Genomic DNA, 23,075 nt, shown 5'->3' with positions numbered 1-23,075 from the left:
ATGACCTCGATACCCTCTCGAACCTCCCAGCCTGAAAATCCTCCCCCGCCTCCCGGGAACTCCCCGACCTCCAGGAGTTTTTCATCGGCTTAACTTGAAAAACCAGTTTTCAAGAGGCGAGTGCTTGGCGGCCTTGCAACTCTCGCCTAAACTACAAGTTTCATAGGATGCAGTGGCGCCAGGACGCAATGGCCTATCGATAAAAACATTGCGCCTCCGCGTCGTTGTGCCTTTGCGATTTAAAACCGAGGCCTCTCGGGGCCGAGCCAATCCCCTTATTCATATCCCATTTCGCCATGGTGCAGCGTTCATCCTGGCGGGTCGTCAGATCTATAGATCAGTCTCCAGTCTTTTCTGCACATCGTGATAAAGCTTGGAAATCGGAATATCGACCGGGCAGACGTCGTCGCAGCACCCGCAGTTGACGCAGTTCTGGCCTACGGCGGCAGCTTTGGCGATGTGGTAGGAGAAGGCGGGAGGTAGTCTTCCTTTGCCCTCGTAGTGGGGGGTTTTGAGCTTTGCCTCAAATGCCACCGGGCAGTAGAGGATGCAGCCCTGGCACTTGATGCACTTGCTGAACTCCCTGGCCCAGTAGTCGATGTCGGCGTTGTTGAGGCTGAACTGCTCCGCCTGGTGGCGGGCGGCCAGCTTTGCCATGCCTTTGTTGATGCGAGACCGCATTTCCACGCCTTTTGGATCAGGCGGTGATAGCTGCAGGAGGCCGGCCTGGACTGCGATGTCGAGCATCCTGGCTCCCTTTTCCGAGTTGACCTCGACGAAGGTGGCCTTGCCTGCTTTGGGGCCGACGACGCCCCAGTTGCCGCAGATGAGGTCGGTCATGTACGGGATCTTGGTCTCGCAGCGGAGGCAGTTCTCCCGCCTGCTTTTCTCGTTCTTCTCGACCTCTTCTCTCACAAAAGCCTCCATGATCGAGGCGTTCATCCGCTCGATCAGTTCCCTCGTTCTGATCGGGTGGACGGTGCCTCCGCAGTTGAGGCCGATCATGGTGACGTTTTCCAGCCTGACCTTGCCCATGCTGCCCAGCTTGACGAGGGTCCGGGCGTCGCAGGGCTTGACTGTCACCGCGATCTTCATGTTCCTGGCACCGTCTAAGTGGCGGGCGATGAACCTGCCTATGTTGATATGAGCGCTGTGCAGCGATCCTGCGGATCTGATCACCTCGTCGGGGCTGGTGATAACTGTGGGCACTCCATCATATATGTCCGCGCCCTTGATCATGACTACCGCCGCGTCGATCAGGCCCGCTTCCAGCGCGTGCTTCAGCATGGTGGTGATGGCTCCGCCGTTCTGCGCTTTGCGCCGAATGTCCTCATCGGTGGTGGTGACGTAGTACATGTCCCCCCGGGTGATCATTCCTGTGCCTCCTGCGTAGTACCTGTAACCTTCTCGAGCTTCACCGCACAGACTTTCAGCTCCGGCATCTTCGAGACAGGGTCGAGCGCTGTGTTAGTCAGCCTGTTGGCGGCCGCCTCCGCGAAGTGGAAGGGGATGAAGACGGTGCCTTTGACGATGGCATCCGTCACCCTGGCGGCGAGCTCGATCTGGCCTCTTCTTGACGTGACCCTGACCATGTCGTCCATCCTGATGCCCAGCCTGCGGGCGTCCAGCGAGCTGATCTCCACGAATCCCGAGCGTACCTCCCCGTCCAGCGAGGGCGACCTTCGGGTCATACTGCCCGTGTGGTAGTGGAAGAGGATTCTCCCGGTGGTAAGCACGAACGGGTATTCGGCGTCAGGCTGCTCGGCGGGAGGCCTGTACTGGACAGGCATGAAGATCCCTTTGCCATCCGGGTGATTGAAGCCGTCCGTGAAGAGCGTGGGGGTGCCGGGGTGAAGGGCGCCGGGGCAGGGCCACTGGACGCCCTCGGGCCTGAGCAGCCGGGGATAATTGATACCCCTGTACTGTGGCACTATCGTCGTAAGCTCGTCGAAGATTTGCTCTGGCGATCCATACTCGAAGCCTTCAGCTCCCATCTCTGTAGCAAGCATGCTGATGATCTTCCAGTCCGGCAGGGCTTCTCCGGGCGGCTCGACCGCTTTTCTGATCAGCTGGACCCGGCGCTCTGTGTTAGTAAACGTGCCATCCCTCTCCGCAAATGTTGCTGCAGGCAGCACTACGTCGGCATATTTTGCTGTCTCTGTCAGGAAGATGTCCTGTACTACGAGAAATTCAAGACCGTCCAGAGCCCGTTCGACTTTGCCGGTGTCCGGGTCGGAGACAGCCGGGTTCTCGCCTACCACGTACATGGCTTTGATTTTGCCGCCGAGCGCAGCGTCGAACATTTCGACGACGGTCAGGCCCTGGCCGGGTATCTCGCCGGCAGTCTTCCACGCCGCCGCAAACTCGGACCGGGACTGGTCTGTGATCTGCCGGTAACCCGGAAACACGTCTGGCAGGCAGCCCATATCACAGGCGCCCTGCACGTTGTTCTGGCCCCGGAGGGGGTTGACACCGGAGCCTTTCTTACCCACGTTGCCGGTCAGCATCGCCAGGTTCGCGATAGCGTGCACGTTGTCTGTGCCTGTGCTGTGCTGGGTGATGCCCATAGAGTACAGGATGGCCGAGCCGCCGCTGGTCGCGTAGATGCGGGCGATCTCTCTGATCGTGCTGGCGTTGATGCCAGTGATCGCCTCCGCCCGTTCGGGGGTACATTCTGCCACGGCCTGCTTCAGTTCCTCGAAGCCTCTTGTCCTGGCATCGATGAACCTGCGGTCTTCCAGCCCTTCTGTAATGATGACGTGGGCCATGGCGTTCAGCAGGGCCACATCTCCCCCGCTCCGGAGTGGCACGTAGATATCGGCATGCCTGGCTGTCATGTTGAATCTTGGATCAGCGACGATCACCACGGCGCCTTTACTTCTGGCTTTCAGGATCCGGCGGGCGATGAGGGGGTGAGCTTCAAAGGTGTTGGAGCCGATGATGAAAATGCACTTCGCTTCCTCGATGTCCTTGATCGAGCCGGTCATGGCTCCGCTGCCAAAGGCCCCGGCAAGGCCGGAAACTGTGGAAGAGTGGCAGAGCCTGGCGCAGTGGTCAATATGGGGGGTTTTCAAGACTGCCCGGGCGAACTTCTGCAAAAGGTAATTTTCCTCGTTGGTCGCCCTGGCCGATGCCAGGACGCCTATCGACTCAGAGCCGCATTTCTCCCGGATTTCGGCGAGCCTTTCAGAAACGAGCTTGAGTGCTTCAGGCCAGGTCGCCCTGGTAAGTACGCCATTCTTGCGGATGAGGGGTGCTGTAAGCCGGTCGGGGCTGTGGATGAACTCGTGGGCGAAGTTGCCTTTCGGGCATAGCTTGCCTTCGTTGACCGGGTGGCGCTTCCAGGGCTCGACGCCCTTTACTCTTCCATCCGCGCACACAAGGTTAAGGCCGCAGCCGCAGCCGCAGTAAGGACAGATCGTCGGCACGAGCCTGAGTTCCATAGTGCATTCACAATTGTGCACTATTGAATACTTTCCCGGGCTGTCCTGCAAGGGATCGATTAAAAATTGGTCTTTCGAGAACTGCCGGGTGCGGGCATTTCTCGCAGCATTTTCTCATACTATACTATGTCTTTCTATATATTAGTTTTCGGCATACTATGGCCGCATACCAGATGCCCGTATAGATAAACGTTAAATAATGAGCGTACGAAGTACTAGCTAAAGGTGAGGTCTTTGGTCATCTCAAAGGACGAAATAAACCAGGTTGTTAAAAAGTACGATAAGAATAAGATCACTATCTGTACGATAGGCAGCCACTCCGCACTGCACGTCTTCAGGGGCGCGTACGACGAGGGCTTCAGGCGATGTGCCATCTGCGCGAAAGGGAGAGAGGTTCCTTACCAGCGCTACAAGTCGGCGGAAGAGTTCATCATGGTTGACAAGTTCTCCGATGTCAACGATGAGAAGATCCAGCAGCAGCTGCGAGACATGAACGCCGTCATCGTGCCCCACGGCTCGTTCGTAGCCTATGTGGGCCTTGACCGGATCGAGAACGATTTCCTGGTTCCGATGATCGGCAACCGTAACATCCTGCGCTGGGAGGCGGAGCGGGACAGAGTTACGAAGCTCTTTGAGGCGGCCAACATTCGGAAGCCCATGAAGATCAACGGCCCTGACAAGATCGACCGGGCTTGCATGGTCAAGTTCCCCGGCGCCAGAGGCGGCAGAGGATACTTCGTGACGGACTCTCCGGCGGGCTTCGACGAGAAGATGAAGCTCATGATCAACAAGGGCTGGCTGACGGAGGAGGACCGGGCAAAGGCCCACATCGAGGAATATGTGGCGGGCGACATCTACTGCATGCACTACTTCTACTCCCCGCTGACAAAGACCGTAGAACTGCTGGGCATGGACAGGCGCCACGAGGCCAACATCGACGGCCTTGTCAGGATCCCGGCCAAAGACCAGATAGAAGCCGGCCTGCAGCCCACCTACGTGGTCACCGGCAACTTCCCGATCGTCGCAAGAGAGTCTCTGCTCGACCAGGCCTTCGGCATGGGCGACAGGCTGGCCGAAGTGGCCGAGAAGATGGTACCTCCCGGTCTGCTGGGCGCTTTCTGCATCCAGACCATGTGTACCGACAACCTGGAGTTCGTGGCATTCGAGATCTCCGCCAGGCAGGACGGCGGCACCAACACCTTCATGAACGGCTCCCCGTACTCCTATCTCCTGTACGGCGACGGCATGAGCATGGGCCGCAGGTACTCCCGCGAGGTCAAGAACGCGCTGGCAGCAGACAGGCTGGAAGACATTCTAACATAAGTACGTCTATAGCTCCGGTGAATCCGGGGCTCTATCTATTTTTTATACGGCGATTCAACAAGATGAACGTATGGCTGTGCGTTCTTTGGTTGCTCTTGTGCGGTGAGACTGCAAGACGAACGCTGCGCTGTGCCAGTCCTCCCAGATGCCACAGATTGAAACAGAATCCACAGATTACGACCGATTGCACAGATAACGCTCGATTCCACAGATAAACAAAAAATGTTCTGATCGATTGTACCAGTATGATTGTTATCGGTGATATAATAATATTAGAGTATTCCATCTGTGCTATCGAGTAGTAATCTGCGGATTCAGCAGAGAAATCTGTGGAATCAATCAGAATCATCAGATTCTGCATAATCCGTGGAATCTGTGAGGATTGGCACAGCGCAGCGTTCGTGTACGTTCACGGGCACACAGAGACAACTGTTTACGAGTATACTATTATTGGTAGTAGACGCAACGCAGCGATCGTATTGATATCGTACGCTATCCGAGTAGCAGGAAATCTAAAGAAAAAAATAGCTTAATAAACAAGCAGCCTTTTGACCCTGTTCAGGACAATCGTGCTGTTGCCCGCGAAGACGTCCAGCTTCTTCAGCTTCTCCACGTCGGTCTCGCCGTTGATGTTGATGATGCTGACGCTGCCCTTGCTTGTGGAGTAGATGTCCTTGAAGTCGTAGATGGCGCCCACGATCATCATCTTGCCGCTGTATACCAGGTTCCTGATCGAGGCATCGTTGAGCAGATTATCTATCTGTTTGTCGACGTTGGCCTCTGTGACCAGTGTCTCGAAATAGACCTGTTCGCTGATGGGCGTCAGGGGCTTTGTTTTCGACTCCTTGATGTACTGGGACAGGCCGCCTCTCCTGATGAGCAGCTTCTGGACCTCTGCCACTGTCGGCTTGATGAAGTCGAGCGACTTGATGATCCGGTGGTGCTCGTCCTTGAGCTCTAAGGTGGAAGCGTGGACGGCTCCGCAGCCAGTGTGGCCCATGATCATCAGTATGGGCGTGTGCAGGTGGCCGATGCCGTACTCGATGCTGCCCAGGTTGGGCTCTACCCGGTTGCCGATGTTTTTTATGGAGAATATCTTGCCGATCTCGTCATCCAGCGCCTTTTCGATGACCCTGGAGTCCGAGCAGGTGACCAGGGTGATGTCCGGGTGCTGGCCGTCTAAGATGTCCCTGTACTTGCCTGCGCTCGTGGCTTCAGCGGAGTACTTATCGTTGTGCATGAGCTTGTCAATGAGGGTGATCAAGCCCTTTTCTGTAGTAGCTGAAGTAGCTGTTTCTGACATTGTTGACCTCCTGAAAAAAGAAAAAAATTGGGAAAGGAGATCTTAGCTGATCTCCTGTCCGATGCGCTTCGCGACTTCGTGATACAGCCTGGAGAGCGGGATCTCTACCGGGCAGCCATCTTCGCACATGCCGCAGTTGATGCAGTTGTTGCCGAGCGCCGCAAGCCTGGCCATGTGGTAGCCCATCGAAGGCGGGATGTCGCCCATTCCTTCGAAGGCCATGGGCTTCAGCTTCAGGTCGAAGATGACGGGGCAGTTGACTGTGCAGCCCTGGCACTTGACACACTTGCTGAAGTGGCTTGCCCAGAAAGCGGGGTCTGCAGCCTCCGAGAAGTGCTTCTTCTGGTGCTTCGCGGCGAGCTTGATCATCGACTCGTTGATCTTGGCGCGCATCTCGATGCCCTTCGGGTCAGGAGCCTGGGTCGTGATAGCCTTAGCGTTGGTGGCGCCTTCCATAAGCTTGGCACCGTTCTCACTGCAGACTTCCACGAAGGTGGCTTTCCCGGCCAGCGGCCCGATGACACCCCAGTTGCCGCACGCCAGATCCGCCATGGTGGGGATCTTGATGTCGCACCGCTGGCAGTTCTGCCTGCGGCCGCTGCCGTGCTCTTCCAGCTCGTCGATCGAGACTTCCTTGTGCTCGTGGTTCTTCGTCACGATGATGAACTTACCCTTGGCGATCTCTTCCTTGATCACGTCGTCCGGGCTGACGCCGTAGTACTTTTCGATCATATCTCTGCCGATGACCGGGCGGACCGTGCCGCCGCAGTTGAGGCCGATCATCAGGATGTTGTTCCTGTTGACCTTGCCCTGCTTCGCCGCGGCGAGGATAGCGCTGGCGTCGCACTGCTTGACCGGCAGTGCGATCTTCATGTCTTTGGCCCCGTTCATGTACTGGACGATGAACTTGCCGATGGCCGTGGGTGCGCAGTGGAGCGAGCCTGCGGACTTGACGAGGTCTGCCGGGTTGGTGAAGACCGTGGGTACGCCGTCGTACAGGTCTGCGCCCCTGGTGATGGCGACTACAGCGTCGACCATCTTGCTCTCCAGCGCGTACTTCAGCAGTGCGGTGACTGCTCCGCCGCACTCGCCGGCCTTACATATGTTCTCCTCTGTGGCGCAGGCGTAGAACATGTCCTTGACTTTGACCATGTTATTGACCTCCTATCTTCGGTGCGACTTTCACAGCCGCGGCAGCTGCTTTCTTGTCTTCCTTCGGTATGGGTATGATCTTTGCTGCACAGGCCTTGAGCTCCGGCATCTTGGCGAACGGGTCGAGGACCGGGTTGGTCAGCTTGTTGGCGCTGCACTCGTTGAAGTGGAACGGGATGAAGATAATGCCCTTCATAATGTTGGGGGTTACCTTCGCGGATATCTCGATCTCTCCTCTGCGGGATACGACCTTGACCTTGTCGCCCATCTTGACTCCGAGCGCCTTCGCGTCGACCGGGTTGATCTCGACGAAGCCGGTCTTGACTTCGTTGTCGAGGGTGGCGGACCTTCTGGTCATGCTGCCAGTGTGGTAGTGGAAGATCATCCTGCCCGTCGTCAGTAACAGCGGGTAGTCTGCGTCGGGCACCTCTGCGGGTGGCTTGAACGAGACAGGGAAGAAGATACCCAGGCCGTCCGGGTGTGTGAATTTGACCGTATGCAGGATCGGGGTTCCGGGGTGGTCTGTAGCCGGGCAGGGCCAGTGAAGCGCTTCTGGCTTTCTGAGCCTCTCCCAGGTCATGCCGGCATATTGCGGCGTTACTTTCCGGACTTCCTCAAAGATCTCCTCGGCGGACTTGAAGTCGAAGCCTGCGACGCCCATCTTCTTTGCGATGGCGCAGATGATCTCCCAGTCTTCCTTCGCCTCTCCGGGCGGGCTGACGACTTTCTTGAGCAGCTGGACGCGTCTCTCGGTGGATGTGAACGTGCCTTCCTTCTCGGCAAACGAGGCGGCGGGCAGTACGACGTGAGCGAGCTCTGCCGTCTCTGTCATGAAGATGTCCTGGACTACCAGGAAGTTCACAGACTGGAGAGCGTGCTTGACGTGGTTTATATCTGGATCGGATACCATCGGGTTCTCACCCATGATGTACAGCGACTTGATCTTGCCCTCGTCTATGGCGTTCATGACTTCTACGATGGTCAGCCCAACCTTGTTAGGCAGGTCGGGGACTCCCCATGCCGCTGCGTACTTCTTGCGAAGCTCGTCGTTGATGACTGCCTGGTAACCGGATACTACGTTGGGCAGGCAGCCCATATCGCAGGCGCCCTGCACGTTGTTCTGGCCCCTCAGCGGGTTGATGCCGGTGCCGGGCCTGCCGATCATGCCGCACATCAGCGCGAGGTTGGAGACCGAGACGACGTTGTCCGTGCCGCAGGCGTGCTGGGTGATGCCCATCGAGAACAGGATGGCAGAAGCGCCGCTGGTGGCGTACATCCTGGCGATCTTCTTGATGGTGTCGGCCGGGACGCCAGTGATAGGCTCCGCCCATTCAGGCGAGCACTTCATGATCTCTGCCTTGATGGCTTCGAAGTCCTTTGTCCTGGTCTTGATGAACTCTTTGTCTTCCAGGCCTTCGGTCAGGATCGTATACATCATCGCGTTGAGCAGGGCAACATCGGTGCCGCTTCTGTGCTGGACGTAAATGTCCGCCTGCTTGGCGGTGATGTTGAACCTCGGGTCGCAGACGATGATCTTTGCTCCTCTCTCTTTGGCCTGGACAATTCTCCGGCCGATGAGGGGGTGATCCTCAAAGGTGTTGGTCCCTATGATAAACAATAGTTTTGCGTCCGCTATGTCCTTGATCGTGTTAGTCATAGCGCCGCTGCCCAGCGTCTTGGCCAGGCCGGCGACCGACGTGCCGTGGCATAGCCTGGCGCAGTGGTCGATGTTCGGTGTCCTGAGCGCGACCCTTGCGAACTTCTGCATGACGAAGTTTTCTTCGTTCGTCACTCTGGCAGAAGCGAAGCAGGCCATCGATTCGGGCCCGAATTGTGCGTTGATCTCCTTGAACTTCGAAGCGACGAGGGATATTGCTTCGTCCCAGCTTGCCGGGACAAACTTTCCGTCCTTCTTGATGAGCGGAGTAGTCAGCCTGTCGTTCCTGTGGATAAACTCGTGGGCGAAGTTGCCTTTCGGGCATAGCTTGCCTTCGTTTACAGGATGTCTCTTCCAGGGCTCGACTCCGACGACTTTTCCATCCTTTTCGACCAGATTAATACCGCAACCGCAACCGCAGTATGGGCAAATCGTCGACACAAGTTTTAAGTTCATAGTTACACCAGTAGTTATGTCTATGTTGCTTAAATAGGGAGGGGTTCCGTCCCTCCCTTTTTGCTTTAGACAGGGAGGGCTGCAACCCTCCCTTTTTTCTTTCCTTCATGCCTCCTTACTTCGGAGCAATCTTTGCTGCGTCCGCGGGCTGGGGCGGGGTAACGCATACCGGGGACCTGATGTAGACCCACCAGTAGGCCATCGCTACGAAGACTGCCGCTCCGACGATGTTGCCCAGGGTGACCGGGATCAGGTTGTTCCATATGAAGTTGACCCATCCTCCGGCGCCGAGAAGTAAAGCCGGTATTGTGACATTTGCTGCAGTCAGGGTAGCGGCGATGCCGGCATCGTTGGCTGCGAAAATGCCCAGCGGGATGAAGAACATGTTGGCGACGCTGTGTTCGAAGCCGATGGTTACGAATGCCATGATCGGGAACCAGCAGGCCATGATCTTGCTGACGATGTCGTCAGCGCTGATTGCCAGCCAGACTGCGAGGCATACGAGCCAGTTGCAGCCGATTCCTCTGAAGAACGCCTGCTCCCAGGTCAGGCCTACCTTGCCGCCTGCTACTGATACTGCCCAGCTCGCCCATGGCATGGCGTTGAACAGCCCGGTCATGTAAGCGAGGAAGAACGCCACGAAAATTGCGCCGATAAAGTTGCCAATAAATACTAAGGTCCAGTTTACTGTCAGGCCTTTCAGCCCGGTCTTCTTATCGAAAAGTGCCATTGGTGCAAACATCATGTTACCTGTCAGGAGTTCAGAGCCTCCGATGACGACCAGCATGAGGCCGACAGGGAACACTGCGCCCGCAGCGAACTTAACGAGTCCGCTCGGCATAGCTATCTTATTGATCGATCCATCCGCTAGCGTGATTGTGCCGTTAGAGAGACCTCCGGCTACAATTTCGCTTAAGAGCGCACCAAATGCAATGTATGCGCCGGCCAGGAAGGCCAATACGAGTAACTTAGTCCACGTTGTGGTACATTTAGTCTGTCCTGAAGCAATCGCTGCCTTAGCAATATCTGCAGGTCCTTTAAATGCCATACTTTAACCTCCTATCCAAAGTATTGATGCATGATGGCTGCTATCGACAGGGCAGTGCATCTTACCCCATGCCCTGATTTAGCAAACCATAAGAAAATTTACTATTTATCTACTAATTAGTATATATATGTTTCCATGGAATGATCCTTAAAAAAATTTATGCCAGGGATGTGAAAAAAAGCCGTATTTTTTCACAGTCTCCAGGCAAGTGATTAGGCGGTATGCAATTAGACGATTATCCGTTCTAGAATATAAATCTTTCATACATCGATTCATGTGTATATAAAAAATAAAATGAATTACGTCGACCAAATCGTAACTACATTACTATTTTATAAAATAAAATTTAAGCAATTTGGATTACATTCCTATGGAATTCGATAAATAATCTGTCATTAAATTTACCCGGGAAATTAAATTTATTTCATGAATCGTTCTGTCATAAATTTTAAAATTTTATGTAATGATAATTAATGATAGTTTATTTCAATTAATGAATGTCATCCCATAATATTTTCTTATGCATTTCCTTATTACATTTTTATAAGTTAGCACTTATATACATTAGTTTAGCTAATTCTATTTTAGTTATATAAGTTCAAACTGGAAAATTCAACTATTAATTTTGTTCATAGCAAATTTTTCTACAGAGCCGACTTTTATAGAATACCATAAGCCTAATTATCAATGGGGTGAGATATCATCAGCATCGGGTGTGAAAATGAATGTCCTACTGGCAACAGACGGCAAACCGCATTCCGATAAAGCGGTAAGTTATGCTATCGAGTACTCTGAGCGCTTCGGGGCGAACCTGTTCATCGTGTTTGTGGTAAGCCCCAGGCACGGCGAGGACCGTGATGCTATCATAAAGTATGGTATGGGCGTGCTGGAAACCCTCAAGCAGCAGGCCCTGGAAAAGAAGATCCCGGTTACGACGATGCTCGAAGCTGGCAACCCCTATGAGGCGACGCTGGCAGTTTCCGACCGTATCAAAGCCGACGCAATCATAGTGGGCACTTCCGGCAAAACCGTGCTCGACAGGGCGCTCATCGGCAGCGTATCGGAGTACATTGTCCGTAACGCAAAGTGCACCGTTATCGTCGTACGATAAAAAGATTAATCTTTATATCGTCGTGCGCTAAAAAAATTTATCCTTTTTCACTTGCGCTTTTCTTCCCACCTGTCTATGGCGAGCATGATCCCCTGGATAATTGCCTGAGGCCTCGGGGGGCAGCCAGGTATGTATACATCCACCGGGACCAGCGCATCCACGCCGTTGTAGACTGCGTACGAGTCCCTGAAGATTCCGCCCGTAATAGCGCACGCTCCCATGGCTATAACCATCTTCGGGTCGGGGGTGGCGTTGTATGACTGCATTAGCCCGCGTTCCATGTTTCTGGTGACCGGCCCGGTGACGAGCAGAGCATCGGCATGTCTGGGGGAGGCGACAATGTGCAGGCCGAACCTTTCTATGTCGTAGATGGCGTTCGAGAGCGAGTTGACTTCGACCTCACATCCGTTGCAGGAGCCGGCATCTACTTCTCGGATGGCGAGAGATCGGCCGAAGGCTTTCTTTATCTTCTTCTCCAGCTCCCTGCCTGAGGATTCGACGTCGAAGTCCGGCTTTGCCTTAGATGCCAGCTCATATTCCCCTGTCATCCTTATAGCGCTGCACACGTCGGCGCAGGCTGCGCAAAAAATGCACCTGCCCGGTGATATGTCAAAATTGTCGTTGATTGCCCCGGAGGGACAGGCTGCAAGGCATTTTCCGCAGCGGTCGCACTTACTTTTATCGATCGCAGGCATGCCGAGGAACTTTTCTGGGGCTCTGAAGGGCTCTGCCGGATACTTCGAGGTCACTACGCCTTTTTTGAGGTAGCCTGCTTTGAGTATGTCGAACATTTTTTCACCTACAGATCGTTACCCGAATAGGACAGGTTAAAGCTCTTGTTCACCAGCGGGAAGTCCGGAACTATGTTGCCCGGCGTCGCGATTTCCATGGCCAGCCAGTTGCAGAACGACGGGTCTCTGATCTTATGCCTGAACGGCCGGTCGTTCTCGCCCGATAAAATCCAGTGGAGCAGCTCGCCTCTCGGTGCTTCCACGAGGCTGATGCCGACTCGACCCTGGGGGATATTGCCCGTAGCTGCTCTGATCTTTCCTGCAGGCAGCCTGTCCAGCGCTTGCTCTATTATGCTCATGGACTCGTAAATCTCGCCTATCTTCACCTGCATGCGGGCATTAACATCACCCTCTTTCCGGATATGGACGGCGAAGTTTAGATCGCTGTAGGCTGCGTAGGGGTGGTCCCTCCGGACATCCCGGCTGACACCGCTGGCCCGGGCTCCCGGCCCTACGATGTTCAGGCTCACTGCGGCCTCCAGGGGTAGCTTGCCAGTCGTCTCAGTCCTGTCCAGGATGGATGTCTGCCTGTTCACGAGATCCACGAAGTCCTTAAAGTCCAGCTTGGCTTTGATTATTGCAGTCCTGATCTTCTCTATATCCTCCCGGGTCAGGTCCTGTCTCACGCCTCCTATCTTGTTAACCGATCTCAACAGCCTGCTGCCTGTTATACACTCGTTCAGCTGCAGCATTCGCTCTCTCAAAATATAGGCATGCTGAGCGCCGACATTGTATGCCGTATCGAGGGATATGCCGCCTACGTCGCCCAGGTGATTGTAGATCCTCTCCATCTCCAGAAACACGGTCCTGATATACCGCGCCCTGTCTGGCACCTCTATGCCGGCAAGCTGTTCTACTGCCTGGCAGTACGCTGTCGAATGGGCCATTCCATTGTCGCCCGAGGTGCGCTCCGAGAGGAATACTCCCTTGTCGTAGGTCATGCTTTCGGAGATCTTCTCGATGCCTTTATGCACATAGCCCATGCGGATCTCTAACATGAGGACGGGTTCGCCGGCCACACTGAAGCGGAAGTGGCCGGGCTCGATGACGCCTGCGTGCACCGGACCGACCGGTATCTCAAAGACGCCTTCACCTTCGACCCTGTGATAAGGGTAGTAGGTGTCCACTTTAGGCGGCCTGCCCGGGGCATCTTTTCGCAGCGGGTGGTAATCCTCAGGCCATGTATCGTACAGCACGAGCGGCCTGAGGTCCGGGTGCCCGACCGGAGTAAGCCCGAACATGTCAGCGATCTCCCTCTCGAACCAGTTGGCCGAGTAGATCATGGGTGTCAGGGACTGGAAAGTTCCAGGCGATTCAGGCACTTCTGCTTCGATGCTGACGATCAGGTTTTCCGACGCAACCGGCATCACCGCGTACATCGTGTACCCGCCGGTCATCTGTCTTGTGTCTGCCACGTGCAGCGTCGCCAGTGACGCCCCGTATCTTTTTGCCACAAAGGATGCTACGTAGGGAAGTGCGTCTTTGCCTGCCCTGACGAACACGTTGTTCCCGACATCTCTTGCCGACGCCATCTCTTCGCCGAAAGCGGCGGTGATCTCGTTGGTTATGTTTTTAGCTGTCATACGGAGCCTCCGAAGATGGTCACAATCTGGGTCAGTATGTCGCTGAGTGCCAGTGGGACGTAGACACCCATGATCAGCGTGGCGAGTAACAGGACTGCCATTACGCACAGGCCCAGGTAGTTGGGCTCACCTTTGATTGTGCCCGGGGCAGGCTCTCCGAACACCATCCTGCCCACATGGTACATGAATCCCGCGAAGATGATCACCAGCAGGAGCAGGTACAGGACGCTGACAACTATGTTGCCCTGAGTAAAACCGGCTATCAGGATGATGATCTCGCTGACGAAAATGCTGAACGGGGGCGAGCCGGTTATCGCCAGGGCTCCGGCCACGAAGCACATGGCTGTCCAGGGCATTAGCGCAGCGATGCCTTTTACCTCGTCGATGTTCTTGGTCTTGAACTTCAGCAGGATGTTACCTGCGCCGAAGAACATGAGCGACTTGGTGACGGCGTGATTGAGGATGTGGAGCAGTGCGCCGAAGATTCCTACAGCACCGCCAATTCCGAAGCCGATGGCGATGATGCCCATGTGCTCTATGCTGGAGTAAGCCAGCAGTCGCTTGTAATCCTTCTGGATGATGATGAAGGCGGCGGCTGCTGCAAGCGACAGCAAACCGAAGACGATCAGCAGCGTCCCGGAGAAGTCAGGGCCCAGCGCATTTGTCGTTATGATATGATACCGCAGGATACCGTACATGGCGCAGTTCAACAGCACTCCCGAAAGCAGGCCGCTGATCGGCGTAGGCGCTTCACTGTGGGCGTCCGGCAGCCAGGTGTGCATCGGGGCGAAGCCTGCCTTGGTGCCATAGCCGATGATCACCAGTATGAAGGCGATCTTTAGCAGTGTGGGATCCAGGCTCTTAGCTTTCTCCGCCAGCATCGGCCAGTTGAGCGCATCTGCAGATTCTCCCAGCGTGTTAACTGAAGAGGCGTAGAGCAGGATCGTGCCCAGCAGCGCCAGCGTAATGCCCACGGAGCAGATGATGATATATTTCCAGGCAGCCTCCACTGAGGTATCCTTGTTATAAAAGCCGACCAGGAAGGCGGAAGCCAGTGTGGTAGCCTCTATCGCTATCCACATAATGCCCAGGTTACTGGATGTGCAGACCAGCAGCATGGTGAAGATGAAGACGTGGAAGAACGTGAAGTAGTAGCGCAGCCTGCCGAGGTCTATCTTCTTCTCCTTGTACTCGTAGCCCAGGTAGCCTATCGAGTAGATGGCAGCTGCAAGGCCGATGAAGGAGATGATGACCAGCATGTAGGCGCCGAGGCTGTCCACGTACCACAGGCCGCCTGAAACCGGCCCTCTGGTAAAAACAGTGTATGCGAGATATACACAGCCCGCCATTATTGCCAGGGCGCCCAGTGTGCTCACTATCTCGACTGTCCGCTTATGCTTGATCAGGTAACATAGCGCGGCTGTTATCAGGGGTATGATCAGCAGCGTTTCGATAATCAATCTCTCAGCCTCCTGAGGATGCCTGTATCAATCGTATCGAACGTCTTGTTGATCTGGAAGGCGAAGATGCCCATGATGAGCACTCCTACCAGGATATCGAAGAAGACTCCTATTTCGACTATGAGGGGCATGCCGTATGACGTAGAGATCGCCGCCAGGAACAGCCCGTTCTCCATCACCATCAGGCCCATGATCTGGGTGATCGCCTTTCTGCGGCTGATCATGATAAAGAAGCCGATGAGGACGACTGCGATGGATATCGCGAGGCAGTTCTTAGTGATGGCGCTGCCCTGGGCTATGATCGGCTCGGTGATGAAGTACGAGAGGATCGCCAGGCCGCCCGCAACCAGCAGCGACGCCGGGACGTTGAGCATCATCTCCACTTCCCTGTCGACGTTGATGCGGTTCATCGTGTATTCGATGAACCTGGGGATGATGAACGCTTTGATGATGATCGTCAGCGCCGCGACCAGATAGATGTGCGGACTGCCGGTAAAGTACGCGACCGCCGCTCCCAGCAGCCCCAGCGCCAGCGACTGGATGGCGAGGGTTCTCACCCAGGGGTACAGGCGGGTGTGGGCGACGATGAGGAACGTCGTCAAAAAGATTACGACCGCGAGGCCGTTGATGATGTTGTTTCCGAGGGATATGTCAACCATTTGAAAGCCTCACAGTATATAGTACGACATGACGGCCAGCAGCGCGAGCGTGAACGATACGGTTAGCAGGTTCGGCAGGCGGAACAGCCGCAGCTTTGCCATGCAGGACTCGATGTAGGCTATGGCGCCTGCCATGATCAGAATCTTTACCAGCAGCGCGACCAGCCCTATTGCGAGGCCTGCGGGAGCCAGGCTGGTGGCTATACCCCATGGCAGGAAGACGTTGGCCAGGATGGTGAGGAACAGCGCCAGCTTGACCATCGAGGATAGCTCCATCAGCGCCAGCTGTTTCCCGGAGTACTCGAGGATCATGCCCTCGTGTATCATAGTGAGCTCCAGGTGGGTGGCCGGGTTATCTACCGGGACGCGGGCGTTCTCAGCCAGCGTGACGATGAAGAGGGCGGCGAAGCCGAGGAACAGGGAAGGCCTGATCAGCTCCAGCCCATTGACTGAGAGCTGGTAGGAGATGTCTCCAAGGCTGGTCGTGCCGGCGATTAGTGCCATTGTAAAGATGGCGAGCAGCATCGTGGGCTCTGCGATGGCGGAGATCGTCATTTCCCTGCTGCTGCCCATGCCGCCGAAAGCACTGCCAGTATCCAGGGCAGAAAGGGCCATGAAGAAGCGCATCATGGTCAGCATGTATACCACGACAATGAGATCGCCCATGAAGCTCAGCGAGGTCGTCGAGATCACCGGCACCATAAGGACAGCCACCAGTACCGCTGCCATGCAGACGTAGGGCGTCAGGTGAAAGACCCACGATGCATTACTGGAGACTACCGATTCCTTGCGGAACAGTTTGTAGAGGTCGAAGTAAGGCTGGAAGACGCTCGCCCCTTTACGGCTCTGCATCAGCGCCTTGAGCTTTCTGATCACGCCCGTGATCAGGGGAGAGATGGCGACGATGAACGCCGACTGGAGGACTATTAAGGCTATTTGGACCGGTTCCATGGGATCACCTGAAGATGATCAGGAGCAGTACCAGCGTGATGAAGATATAGGTCAGGTACGCCTGAATGCTGCCTGTCTGGATGAAGCTCAGCCGCCGTGCGAGCTTTACGACAAAGCCCGCAAGAGGGTTGTACAGGTACTTTTCGAAGAGCGGCTCGGTATGGTCCGCGTACGTCAGCTCCTTGCTGATGTACGGCGAAGCCGTCGGCCGGGCCACCAGTTCCTTGCTGGGTCGGTAGATGGCGCTGAAGATCATGTTGATCGATTTAGCGTACGCAGTGCCCGTGTACTCGTTCCTGTGGGAGAGCCTGGTGCCGCAGTCCCAGGTATCTCCCAGGACAATCTTTCTCCTGCCGCCATAATAACGGGTAATAAGGTATACGGCTGGCAGTAGCACTATCATCAGCGCGCCTATCGCCAGCGGAGACATGCCCGAGAACGACGTGACGACCGGCTCCATGACAATGCCGTATGTCATCTTCGAGGCCACGCTGGTGCCGATGATGGTGGCTGTGACGCTGTCGATAGCCGGGACAATGAAGACTGACATCAGTCCTGTCACTACACAAAGTACTGCCAGGATCGCCATGCCGGCAAGCATTGTCACCGGCACATCCTTCGCCTCTGCGGCGTGCTCCGTCCTCGGCGCTGCCAGGAAGGCTATGCCGTATGCCCTGACAAAGCAGGCGGCGGCCAGCGCTCCGGTTAGTGCGAGCATGCCTATCGTGACCGGGATGAGGATCTTGACGATCATCTCCGGGAAGTTGAATGACAGCAACAGCGACTGGAAGATCAGCCATTCGCTGACGAAGCCGTTCAGCGGGGGAATAGCCGAGATCGACAGGGCACCCACGAAGAAGAAGACGCCCGTCCATGGCATGCGCTTTGCGAGGCCGCCCATCAGCTCGATGTTTTTGGTGTGAACTGCGTAGAGGACCGAGCCAGCACCCATGAACAGGAGCGCTTTGAACAGCGAATGGTTGAACGCGTGGAACAGCGCAGCAATGAGGGCCAGCGCTGCCAGTTCTTTAAGCCCGTAGCTCACGAATACCATCGAAGCGCCGATCGCTATCAGGATGATCCCTACGTTTTCCACCGTGGAGTACGCGAGCAGGCGCTTCAGGTCAGTCTCGTTCAGGGCGAACAGGACCCCGAGCACTGCGGATAGTGAGGCCACCAGCAGGACGAGCAGGCCCCACCAGGTATCGGCCACGCCCAGGAACTCGAAAATGCAGCGGATAAGCATGTAGATGGCCGTCTTGACCATCACGCCCGACATCAGCGCCGATACATTGCTGGGCGCAGCCGGGTGGGCATACGGCAGCCAGACGTGCAGCGGCATGATGCCTGCCTTGGTGCCGAAGCCGATGAGGAACAGGACGAAAGCTAAGCTTTTCACCAGTTCCGGCAGTGCCGCTCCGGCACCCTTGAACGAGGCAAAGTCAAACGACCCCGTGGTCGTCGCGAGCAGCAGGAATCCTACAGTAATAAAGGCCGTGCCCAGGTGGGTCATTACGATGTACAGGAAGCCTGCGCTGACGGCCTCTTTCTTCCGGTTCTCGTATACGACCAGCAGGTAAGAGAGGATCGACATTACCTCCCAGACGATGAGGAACTGTATTGCGTTACCAGCCGTGACTACGAGTATCATCGAGAGCAGGAAGAGGTTAAAGATCGATCCCAGCAGGCCGATGCTGTACTTGCCCACGTATTCCCGGGAATACCCGATCGAGTAGACGGAGACCGCAAAACCCACAATAGAAATAGCCAGGATAAAGAAAGCGCTCAGGGGATCTACTGTGAATGACATCTCCCCGAACGGAGTATACATCGGTAGTATCATCCGTAACCCCGGGCTGAGTTCCGGGTTGAGTCCAGGGCCCAGGAGTATAACTGCGGCGAGGGTGGCGCCAATTACCGATGTCATAGTAGCGGCGCCAAAAGCCACATAAGCACAATACTTGTTTCTTCGTAATACGATGGCGCCGCAGGCGCCGATAAGGGACGTCAGGACCAGTGCTGCAAACAGGTATTCCAGTTTCACCTGCATACGCCTCCCTTCGCCGATATAAATAACAATCCGTGAATTGGCCTCGTTTTAAGGACCCCACTTTGTGAGTCCCTTAGATTCCGCTTTAAAGCTTAAATCTTTCGTAGAGGGCAACTATTTGCCTAAACGCTTGCTGTATGAAGGTATCGCAGATAAATGATAATTATTAATAATTAAAATACTGGTAAACTATCTGGCGCAGATTTACAGCCGTAGCTTACATAATATATTGTATGACTTACGCCTGGGTATCTACCGGGGGATTTATAATGGATTACATATATATTTTAATCGTTTGTATGTCTTTTCTGTATCCTTGTGCTGGCAGTGCCCGGGTAAAAAAAGACTACCAATATACACTTATCAGTTATTAAGGTATCGCACATATGCTGACAGGAGCGCATGCAAATGCCCTCTTGTATTTTTTATAAGTAAACATTTATATATCACTTACAAAATTAGTCTCAAAAGAGAAAATTTATATAAGGTAGCGGAGTGAAAAGATAACCTAGAGGCGGTATATTTGAGTCAAACAGTAGTAGTATCACCGACAACTCGACACGAAGGACACGCCAAGTTAGTCCTTGAAGTGGACGACAACGGGATTGTTACCCAGGGTAACTACCTGAGCACCACTCCCGTCAGAGGATTTGAAAAGTTTATAACCGGAAAGCCAATGGAGTTCGCGCCTGTTGCATCGTCCAGGTTCTGCGGCATCTGCCCCATTACCCACGCCAGCGCATCGACTGATGCGATTGACAGGGCGCTCGGCATCACCCCGCCGAAGGACGGCGTCGTGCTGAAGCACCTGTGCAACATGGGCAACAAGCTCCACAGCCACCCCCTCCACAACCTACTACTGCTCCCGGACTTCTTTAAGGCAGACCCCAACGGTGCGCTCGCCGCAACCGTCAGGATCCAGAAGCTGAGGAAGATCGGACAGGCAATTGTAGACATCACCGGTGGAGAAGCAATCCACGCCCCGAACATCAGGGTCGGCGGTATGCAGCACAACATCTCCGAGGCTGCCAAGAGGAAGATCCTCGAGATGCTGAAGGAATACGAGCCGATCATGAAGGAACAGAACGAGGCTATGCTCAACGCGTTCAAGAACTCCGACGTCCCCAAGACCCTCGGTGTCCACGACAACGAGCTCATGGCCACAGACCTGCACTACGGCAACGCAGACCTTTTCGAGCAGGAGTACTTCTACAGGTTCACCGAGGTTACCCCGAGGTCCTGGTACCCCAAGGCAGAGGTCGGCGAGGAAGCCTGCGGCACTGCACCCCTCATCGGCGGCAAGGCAGTCGAAGGCGGCCCGAAGGCAAGGATGACCAGGTTCGCAGGGTTCGGCGCGAAGGACTGCTTCGGCTTCGACCCCAAGGGCGCCATGGCCATCAACATCGCAAGACAGATGGAGATACCCTTAACCCTCGCAAAGGCAAGGGAACTCGCAACCCAGCTTGACACCACCAAGCCCACCATGAACAAGCCACCCGAGTCGGGCGGCGACGGCCAGAGGCTCGGTGTCGGACCTCAGGAAGCCCCCAGAGGTGTCAACGTCCACACTGCTAAGGTGAAGGACGGCAAGATCACCTACTACAACTGTCTGGTAGCCACCACGTGGAATATCCTTACAGTCGGCAAGGCTTGCGAAGGCCAGCACTACAAGTGGGCGGAATATGTTGTCAGGGCTTACGACCCCTGCGTCTCCTGTTCGACACACATGATTGTGATCGACGAGGAGGGCTCGCTCGTAGCCGAGGGCAACATATGATGTTGGAACAGGAAACCTTAGTAGTTGGCTGCGGCAACGTCCTTTTCCAGGACGACGGATTTGGTCCGCGAGTCGCCGAGGAACTCTCGAAATACGAGCTACCGCCTGGCATAAGGGTCATAGATGCTGGTACGGGTGCACCGCACCTCATCTTCACCCTTCTCGACGAGACCTGCAAAAAACTCATCATCCTGGACTGCATCGACTGGAAAGCAAAACCAGGCTCGCTGCGGAAATTCACAGTGGATGAACTGCCCAAGGGAAAATTCCAGGATGCCCACAACTGGACCCTGTCCGAACCATTGCACGCAATTAAGGACAAGGTCAACATCGTGGTCATCGGATGTCAGCCGGCGAAGGTTTCCGAGCCTGATATTGTCTGGGAACTCACCGAGGATGTAGAAAAAGCGATTCCCCAGGCCATCAGAATGGTATTCGAAGAGCTAGGGATCGACTATGGGAATATTCGACAAAGTTAAGGGGATCATAACTGGAGCGCCGAAAGTGGAAACTACGGCGGCCCCGGTACCAACTAAATCGGAGGAAGTAAAAGTGGCTAAGCCAAAGATTGCATACGTTCACTTAAGCGGCTGCACAGGCTGTCTCGTATCGCTTGCGGACACCTACGAAAAGCTGCTTGATATCCTGGGCGCAGTGGACATGGTTTACAACCTGACCCTCGCAGACCAGAGAGAATTGCCGGAAGGCAAGATCGATATCTCGATCGTTGAAGGCTCTGTGTGCCTTCAGGACGAGCACAGCGTACACCTGATTAAGGAAGCACGGGAGAAGTCGGGCCTCGTAGTGGCGCTCGGCGGCTGCGCAGCAACGGGCTGCGTCTGCAACTTCTGCCGTGGCGGCCAGGCAAACCAGCCGCAGCACGAGTCGTTCGTGCCCATCAACAAGCTGGTCAAGGTCGACGCGTACATCCCCGGCTGCCCGCCCGCACCGGAAGTCATCTACAACTTCTGCATTGCGGCTGTCACCGGCGACATGGACTACCTCAAGCCCTTCATGGCTGGCGAGGTCGGCGGCTACCACTGTGGCTGCGACCTGAATACCAAGGTTATCCAGAACTCTCTGTGCATGGGCTGCGGCACCTGCGCATCCTCCTGCCCCACCAGGGCCATCGACATGGAGTTTGGCAGGCCGAGCTTTAACAACATCCGCTGTGTAAAGTGCGGCGCTTGCGCGGCAGCATGCCCGAGGATGTTCCTGCCTGTTGAACAGATACAGAAGAAGCTTATGGTGTGAGGTGTCTGACATGGCATTCGGAAACTACAAGGAAGTAATGGCCCTCAAGGCTAAGGACAACGCAATCACCGGTGTCGCACAGGACGGCGGTGTGGTAACTGCACTGCTGTGCTACGCCCTCGACCAGGGCGTGATCGACGGCGCCATCGTCGCCGGCAAGAGCGACACTCCCTGGCTGCCCAAGCCGGTCGTCGCCACCACCAAGGAAGAGATCATCGCCGCGGCTGGTACCAAGTACACGATCAGCCCCAACATGGCTGCCATCAAAACCGCAGTCCGTGAGTACGGCCTGGACAAGGTAGCCCTCGTAGGCACCCCCTGCCAGATCTACGCTGCCCGCAAGATGCAGCTGTACCCGTTCGGCGCAAGGCACGTCGGCGACAAGATCGCCCTGACCATCGGCATCTTCTGCACGGAGAACTTCTCCTACGCAGGCCTGAAGACCATCATCGAGGATCACTGCAAGGTGCCCGTCGAGTCCGTCAAGAAGATGGAGATCGGCAAGGGCAAGTTCTCGGTCAAGGCCGCCAAGGATGTGGCAATCCCCATCAAGGAGACCCACAAGTACGAGCAGGACGGCGACCACGTCTGCACTGACCTCACCGCTGAGTTCGCAGACATTGCCACCGGCAGCATCGGCACCCCGGACGGCTGGAGCACCACCTTCACGAGGACCACCAAGGGCAGCGACCTGATGAAGAAGGCAATCGCAGCCGGCGTATTCGAGACCAAGCAGATGTCCGAGTTCGCAGCCCCCATGGGCCTGGCAATGCTCGAGAAGCTGGAGAACGGCAAGAAGGACAAGGCCAAGAAGCACGCCGCCGAAAGGCAGGCACTCGGCCTGTACGTCACGCCGGGCATCCTGTACTAAGAGAGCTAAGATCGATGAAGTGCGGGCTGAAAGCCCGTGCTTTTCTTATTTTAAAACTAACAAACCTTTAATAATAAAGCTAAGCACTATTCCGGAAGAACAAAGAAAGGCGTCTTTTTTCAAGTAGTTTCTGAGGCTAAACTAAGTAGTACTCCGGTAATTAATCAAAGCAATATCCGTGGATAT

Annotated in this window: 18 protein-coding genes; 6 read left to right on the top strand and 12 right to left on the bottom strand. The window is 55.3% G+C overall.

The window, feature by feature from the left end; all coding sequences use genetic code 11:
• Positions 1–330: 330 nt before the first annotated feature.
• Together RCI_RS04025 and fdhF (RCI_RS04020) are read right to left on the bottom strand one after the other, a co-directional pair.
• Positions 331–1,374, bottom strand: coding sequence for a coenzyme F420 hydrogenase/dehydrogenase beta subunit N-terminal domain-containing protein (locus RCI_RS04025; protein ID WP_012035116.1), 1,044 nt, complete (start codon positions 1,372–1,374; stop codon positions 331–333).
• Positions 1,371–3,443 (bottom strand): formate dehydrogenase subunit alpha, encoded by a 2,073-nt coding sequence (gene fdhF / locus RCI_RS04020; RefSeq protein WP_012035115.1) that lies wholly within the window; start codon positions 3,441–3,443, stop codon positions 1,371–1,373. The genes RCI_RS04025 and fdhF (RCI_RS04020) overlap by 4 nt, the downstream gene beginning before the upstream one ends.
• A gap of 234 nt (positions 3,444–3,677) precedes the next feature.
• Here fdhF (RCI_RS04020) and RCI_RS04015 point away from each other — a divergent pair, with 234 nt between their 5' ends.
• Complete coding sequence (locus RCI_RS04015) at positions 3,678–4,766, top strand: formate--phosphoribosylaminoimidazolecarboxamide ligase (protein ID WP_048198003.1); 1,089 nt, start codon at positions 3,678–3,680, stop codon at positions 4,764–4,766.
• Positions 4,767–5,295: 529 nt separating this feature from the next.
• Here the strand turns inward: RCI_RS04015 and RCI_RS04010 are convergent.
• The 4 genes from RCI_RS04010 to RCI_RS03995 all read right to left on the bottom strand — a co-directional run bounded on the left by RCI_RS04010 (position 5,296) and on the right by RCI_RS03995 (position 10,382).
• Entirely contained in the window at positions 5,296–6,069 is a 774-nt protein-coding gene (locus RCI_RS04010; protein ID WP_048198002.1) for a carbonic anhydrase, read from the bottom strand.
• Between the two features lie 42 nt (positions 6,070–6,111).
• Positions 6,112–7,221, bottom strand: a complete 1,110-nt coding sequence (locus RCI_RS04005; protein ID WP_012035112.1) for a Coenzyme F420 hydrogenase/dehydrogenase, beta subunit C-terminal domain — start codon at positions 7,219–7,221, stop codon at positions 6,112–6,114.
• Position 7,222: 1 nt separating this feature from the next.
• Complete coding sequence (gene fdhF, locus RCI_RS04000; protein WP_012035111.1) at positions 7,223–9,334, bottom strand: formate dehydrogenase subunit alpha; 2,112 nt, start codon at positions 9,332–9,334, stop codon at positions 7,223–7,225.
• Between the two features lie 115 nt (positions 9,335–9,449).
• On the bottom strand, positions 9,450–10,382 hold the full coding sequence (locus RCI_RS03995) for a formate/nitrite transporter family protein (RefSeq protein WP_012035110.1): 933 nt from the start codon (positions 10,380–10,382) through the stop codon (positions 9,450–9,452).
• A gap of 721 nt (positions 10,383–11,103) precedes the next feature.
• On the opposite strand from RCI_RS03995, the gene RCI_RS03990 reads away from it, so the two are divergent.
• Positions 11,104–11,493 carry a universal stress protein gene (locus RCI_RS03990; protein WP_048198001.1) on the top strand — a complete coding sequence of 130 codons (390 nt, stop codon included), beginning with the start codon at positions 11,104–11,106 and terminating at the stop codon, positions 11,491–11,493.
• Between the two features lie 47 nt (positions 11,494–11,540).
• On the opposite strand, the gene nuoB is transcribed toward RCI_RS03990, so the two are convergent.
• The 6 genes from nuoB to hyfB are packed head-to-tail and all read right to left on the bottom strand — an operon-like array spanning position 11,541 to position 18,987.
• Positions 11,541–12,284, bottom strand: a complete 744-nt coding sequence (gene nuoB / locus RCI_RS03985; protein ID WP_012035108.1) for an NADH-quinone oxidoreductase subunit NuoB — start codon at positions 12,282–12,284, stop codon at positions 11,541–11,543.
• Between the two features lie 8 nt (positions 12,285–12,292).
• The gene (locus RCI_RS03980) at positions 12,293–13,867 is read right to left on the bottom strand and encodes a hydrogenase large subunit (RefSeq protein WP_012035107.1); all 1,575 of its coding nucleotides are present in this window, start codon (positions 13,865–13,867) and stop codon (positions 12,293–12,295) included.
• Positions 13,864–15,327, bottom strand: a complete 1,464-nt coding sequence (locus RCI_RS03975) for a hydrogenase 4 subunit F (RefSeq protein ID WP_012035106.1) — start codon at positions 15,325–15,327, stop codon at positions 13,864–13,866. Before RCI_RS03975 ends, RCI_RS03980 begins: the two co-directional genes overlap by 4 nt.
• Positions 15,324–15,986, bottom strand: a complete 663-nt coding sequence (locus tag RCI_RS03970; RefSeq protein WP_012035105.1) for an NADH-quinone oxidoreductase subunit K — start codon at positions 15,984–15,986, stop codon at positions 15,324–15,326. The genes RCI_RS03975 and RCI_RS03970 overlap by 4 nt, the downstream gene beginning before the upstream one ends.
• Before the next feature lie 9 nt (positions 15,987–15,995).
• The gene (locus tag RCI_RS03965) at positions 15,996–16,937 is read right to left on the bottom strand and encodes a respiratory chain complex I subunit 1 family protein (protein ID WP_012035104.1); all 942 of its coding nucleotides are present in this window, start codon (positions 16,935–16,937) and stop codon (positions 15,996–15,998) included.
• A gap of 4 nt (positions 16,938–16,941) precedes the next feature.
• Entirely contained in the window at positions 16,942–18,987 is a 2,046-nt protein-coding gene (gene hyfB / locus RCI_RS03960) for a hydrogenase 4 subunit B (protein ID WP_012035103.1), read from the bottom strand.
• 523 nt (positions 18,988–19,510) lie between these two features.
• Between hyfB and frhA the strand changes: the two genes are divergently transcribed.
• The 4 genes from frhA to frhB all read left to right on the top strand — a co-directional run bounded on the left by frhA (position 19,511) and on the right by frhB (position 22,889).
• The gene (gene frhA / locus RCI_RS03955; protein ID WP_012035102.1) at positions 19,511–20,764 is read left to right on the top strand and encodes a coenzyme F420 hydrogenase subunit alpha; all 1,254 of its coding nucleotides are present in this window, start codon (positions 19,511–19,513) and stop codon (positions 20,762–20,764) included.
• Positions 20,761–21,243 (top strand): coenzyme F420-reducing hydrogenase, FrhD protein, encoded by a 483-nt coding sequence (gene frhD / locus RCI_RS03950; RefSeq protein WP_012035101.1) that lies wholly within the window; start codon positions 20,761–20,763, stop codon positions 21,241–21,243. Before frhA ends, frhD begins: the two co-directional genes overlap by 4 nt.
• A gap of 73 nt (positions 21,244–21,316) precedes the next feature.
• Positions 21,317–22,018, top strand: coding sequence for a coenzyme F420 hydrogenase subunit gamma (frhG, locus tag RCI_RS03945; protein WP_012035100.1), 702 nt, complete (start codon positions 21,317–21,319; stop codon positions 22,016–22,018).
• A gap of 10 nt (positions 22,019–22,028) precedes the next feature.
• Complete coding sequence (gene frhB / locus RCI_RS03940; RefSeq protein WP_012035099.1) at positions 22,029–22,889, top strand: coenzyme F420 hydrogenase subunit beta; 861 nt, start codon at positions 22,029–22,031, stop codon at positions 22,887–22,889.
• Positions 22,890–23,075: the final 186 nt, after the last annotated feature.

It is taken from the genome of Methanocella arvoryzae MRE50, assembly GCF_000063445.1.
Lineage (GTDB): Archaea > Halobacteriota > Methanocellia > Methanocellales > Methanocellaceae > Methanocella_A > Methanocella_A arvoryzae.
The sequence above is the reverse complement of the archived record's forward strand: the minus strand, read 5'-3'. Positions and strand labels throughout refer to the sequence as shown.

Coding starts and splice junctions, on each gene's coding strand:
- RCI_RS04005 (WP_012035112.1), bottom strand. CDS start 7,221: ATGGTCAAAGTCAAGGACATGTTCTACGCCTGCGCCACAGAGGAGAAC.
- RCI_RS03995 (WP_012035110.1), bottom strand. CDS start 10,382: ATGGCATTTAAAGGACCTGCAGATATTGCTAAGGCAGCGATTGCTTCA.
- nuoB (WP_012035108.1), bottom strand. CDS start 12,284: ATGTTCGACATACTCAAAGCAGGCTACCTCAAAAAAGGCGTAGTGACC.
- frhB (WP_012035099.1), top strand. CDS start 22,029: ATGGCATTCGGAAACTACAAGGAAGTAATGGCCCTCAAGGCTAAGGAC.
- fdhF (WP_012035111.1), bottom strand. CDS start 9,334: ATGAACTTAAAACTTGTGTCGACGATTTGCCCATACTGCGGTTGCGGT.
- fdhF (WP_012035115.1), bottom strand. CDS start 3,443: ATGGAACTCAGGCTCGTGCCGACGATCTGTCCTTACTGCGGCTGCGGC.
- RCI_RS03965 (WP_012035104.1), bottom strand. CDS start 16,937: ATGGAACCGGTCCAAATAGCCTTAATAGTCCTCCAGTCGGCGTTCATC.
- hyfB (WP_012035103.1), bottom strand. CDS start 18,987: ATGCAGGTGAAACTGGAATACCTGTTTGCAGCACTGGTCCTGACGTCC.
- RCI_RS03980 (WP_012035107.1), bottom strand. CDS start 13,867: ATGACAGCTAAAAACATAACCAACGAGATCACCGCCGCTTTCGGCGAA.
- RCI_RS03970 (WP_012035105.1), bottom strand. CDS start 15,986: ATGGTTGACATATCCCTCGGAAACAACATCATCAACGGCCTCGCGGTC.
- frhD (WP_012035101.1), top strand. CDS start 20,761: ATGATGTTGGAACAGGAAACCTTAGTAGTTGGCTGCGGCAACGTCCTT.
- RCI_RS03990 (WP_048198001.1), top strand. CDS start 11,104: ATGAATGTCCTACTGGCAACAGACGGCAAACCGCATTCCGATAAAGCG.
- RCI_RS04010 (WP_048198002.1), bottom strand. CDS start 6,069: ATGTCAGAAACAGCTACTTCAGCTACTACAGAAAAGGGCTTGATCACC.
- RCI_RS04025 (WP_012035116.1), bottom strand. CDS start 1,374: ATGATCACCCGGGGGGACATGTACTACGTCACCACCACCGATGAGGAC.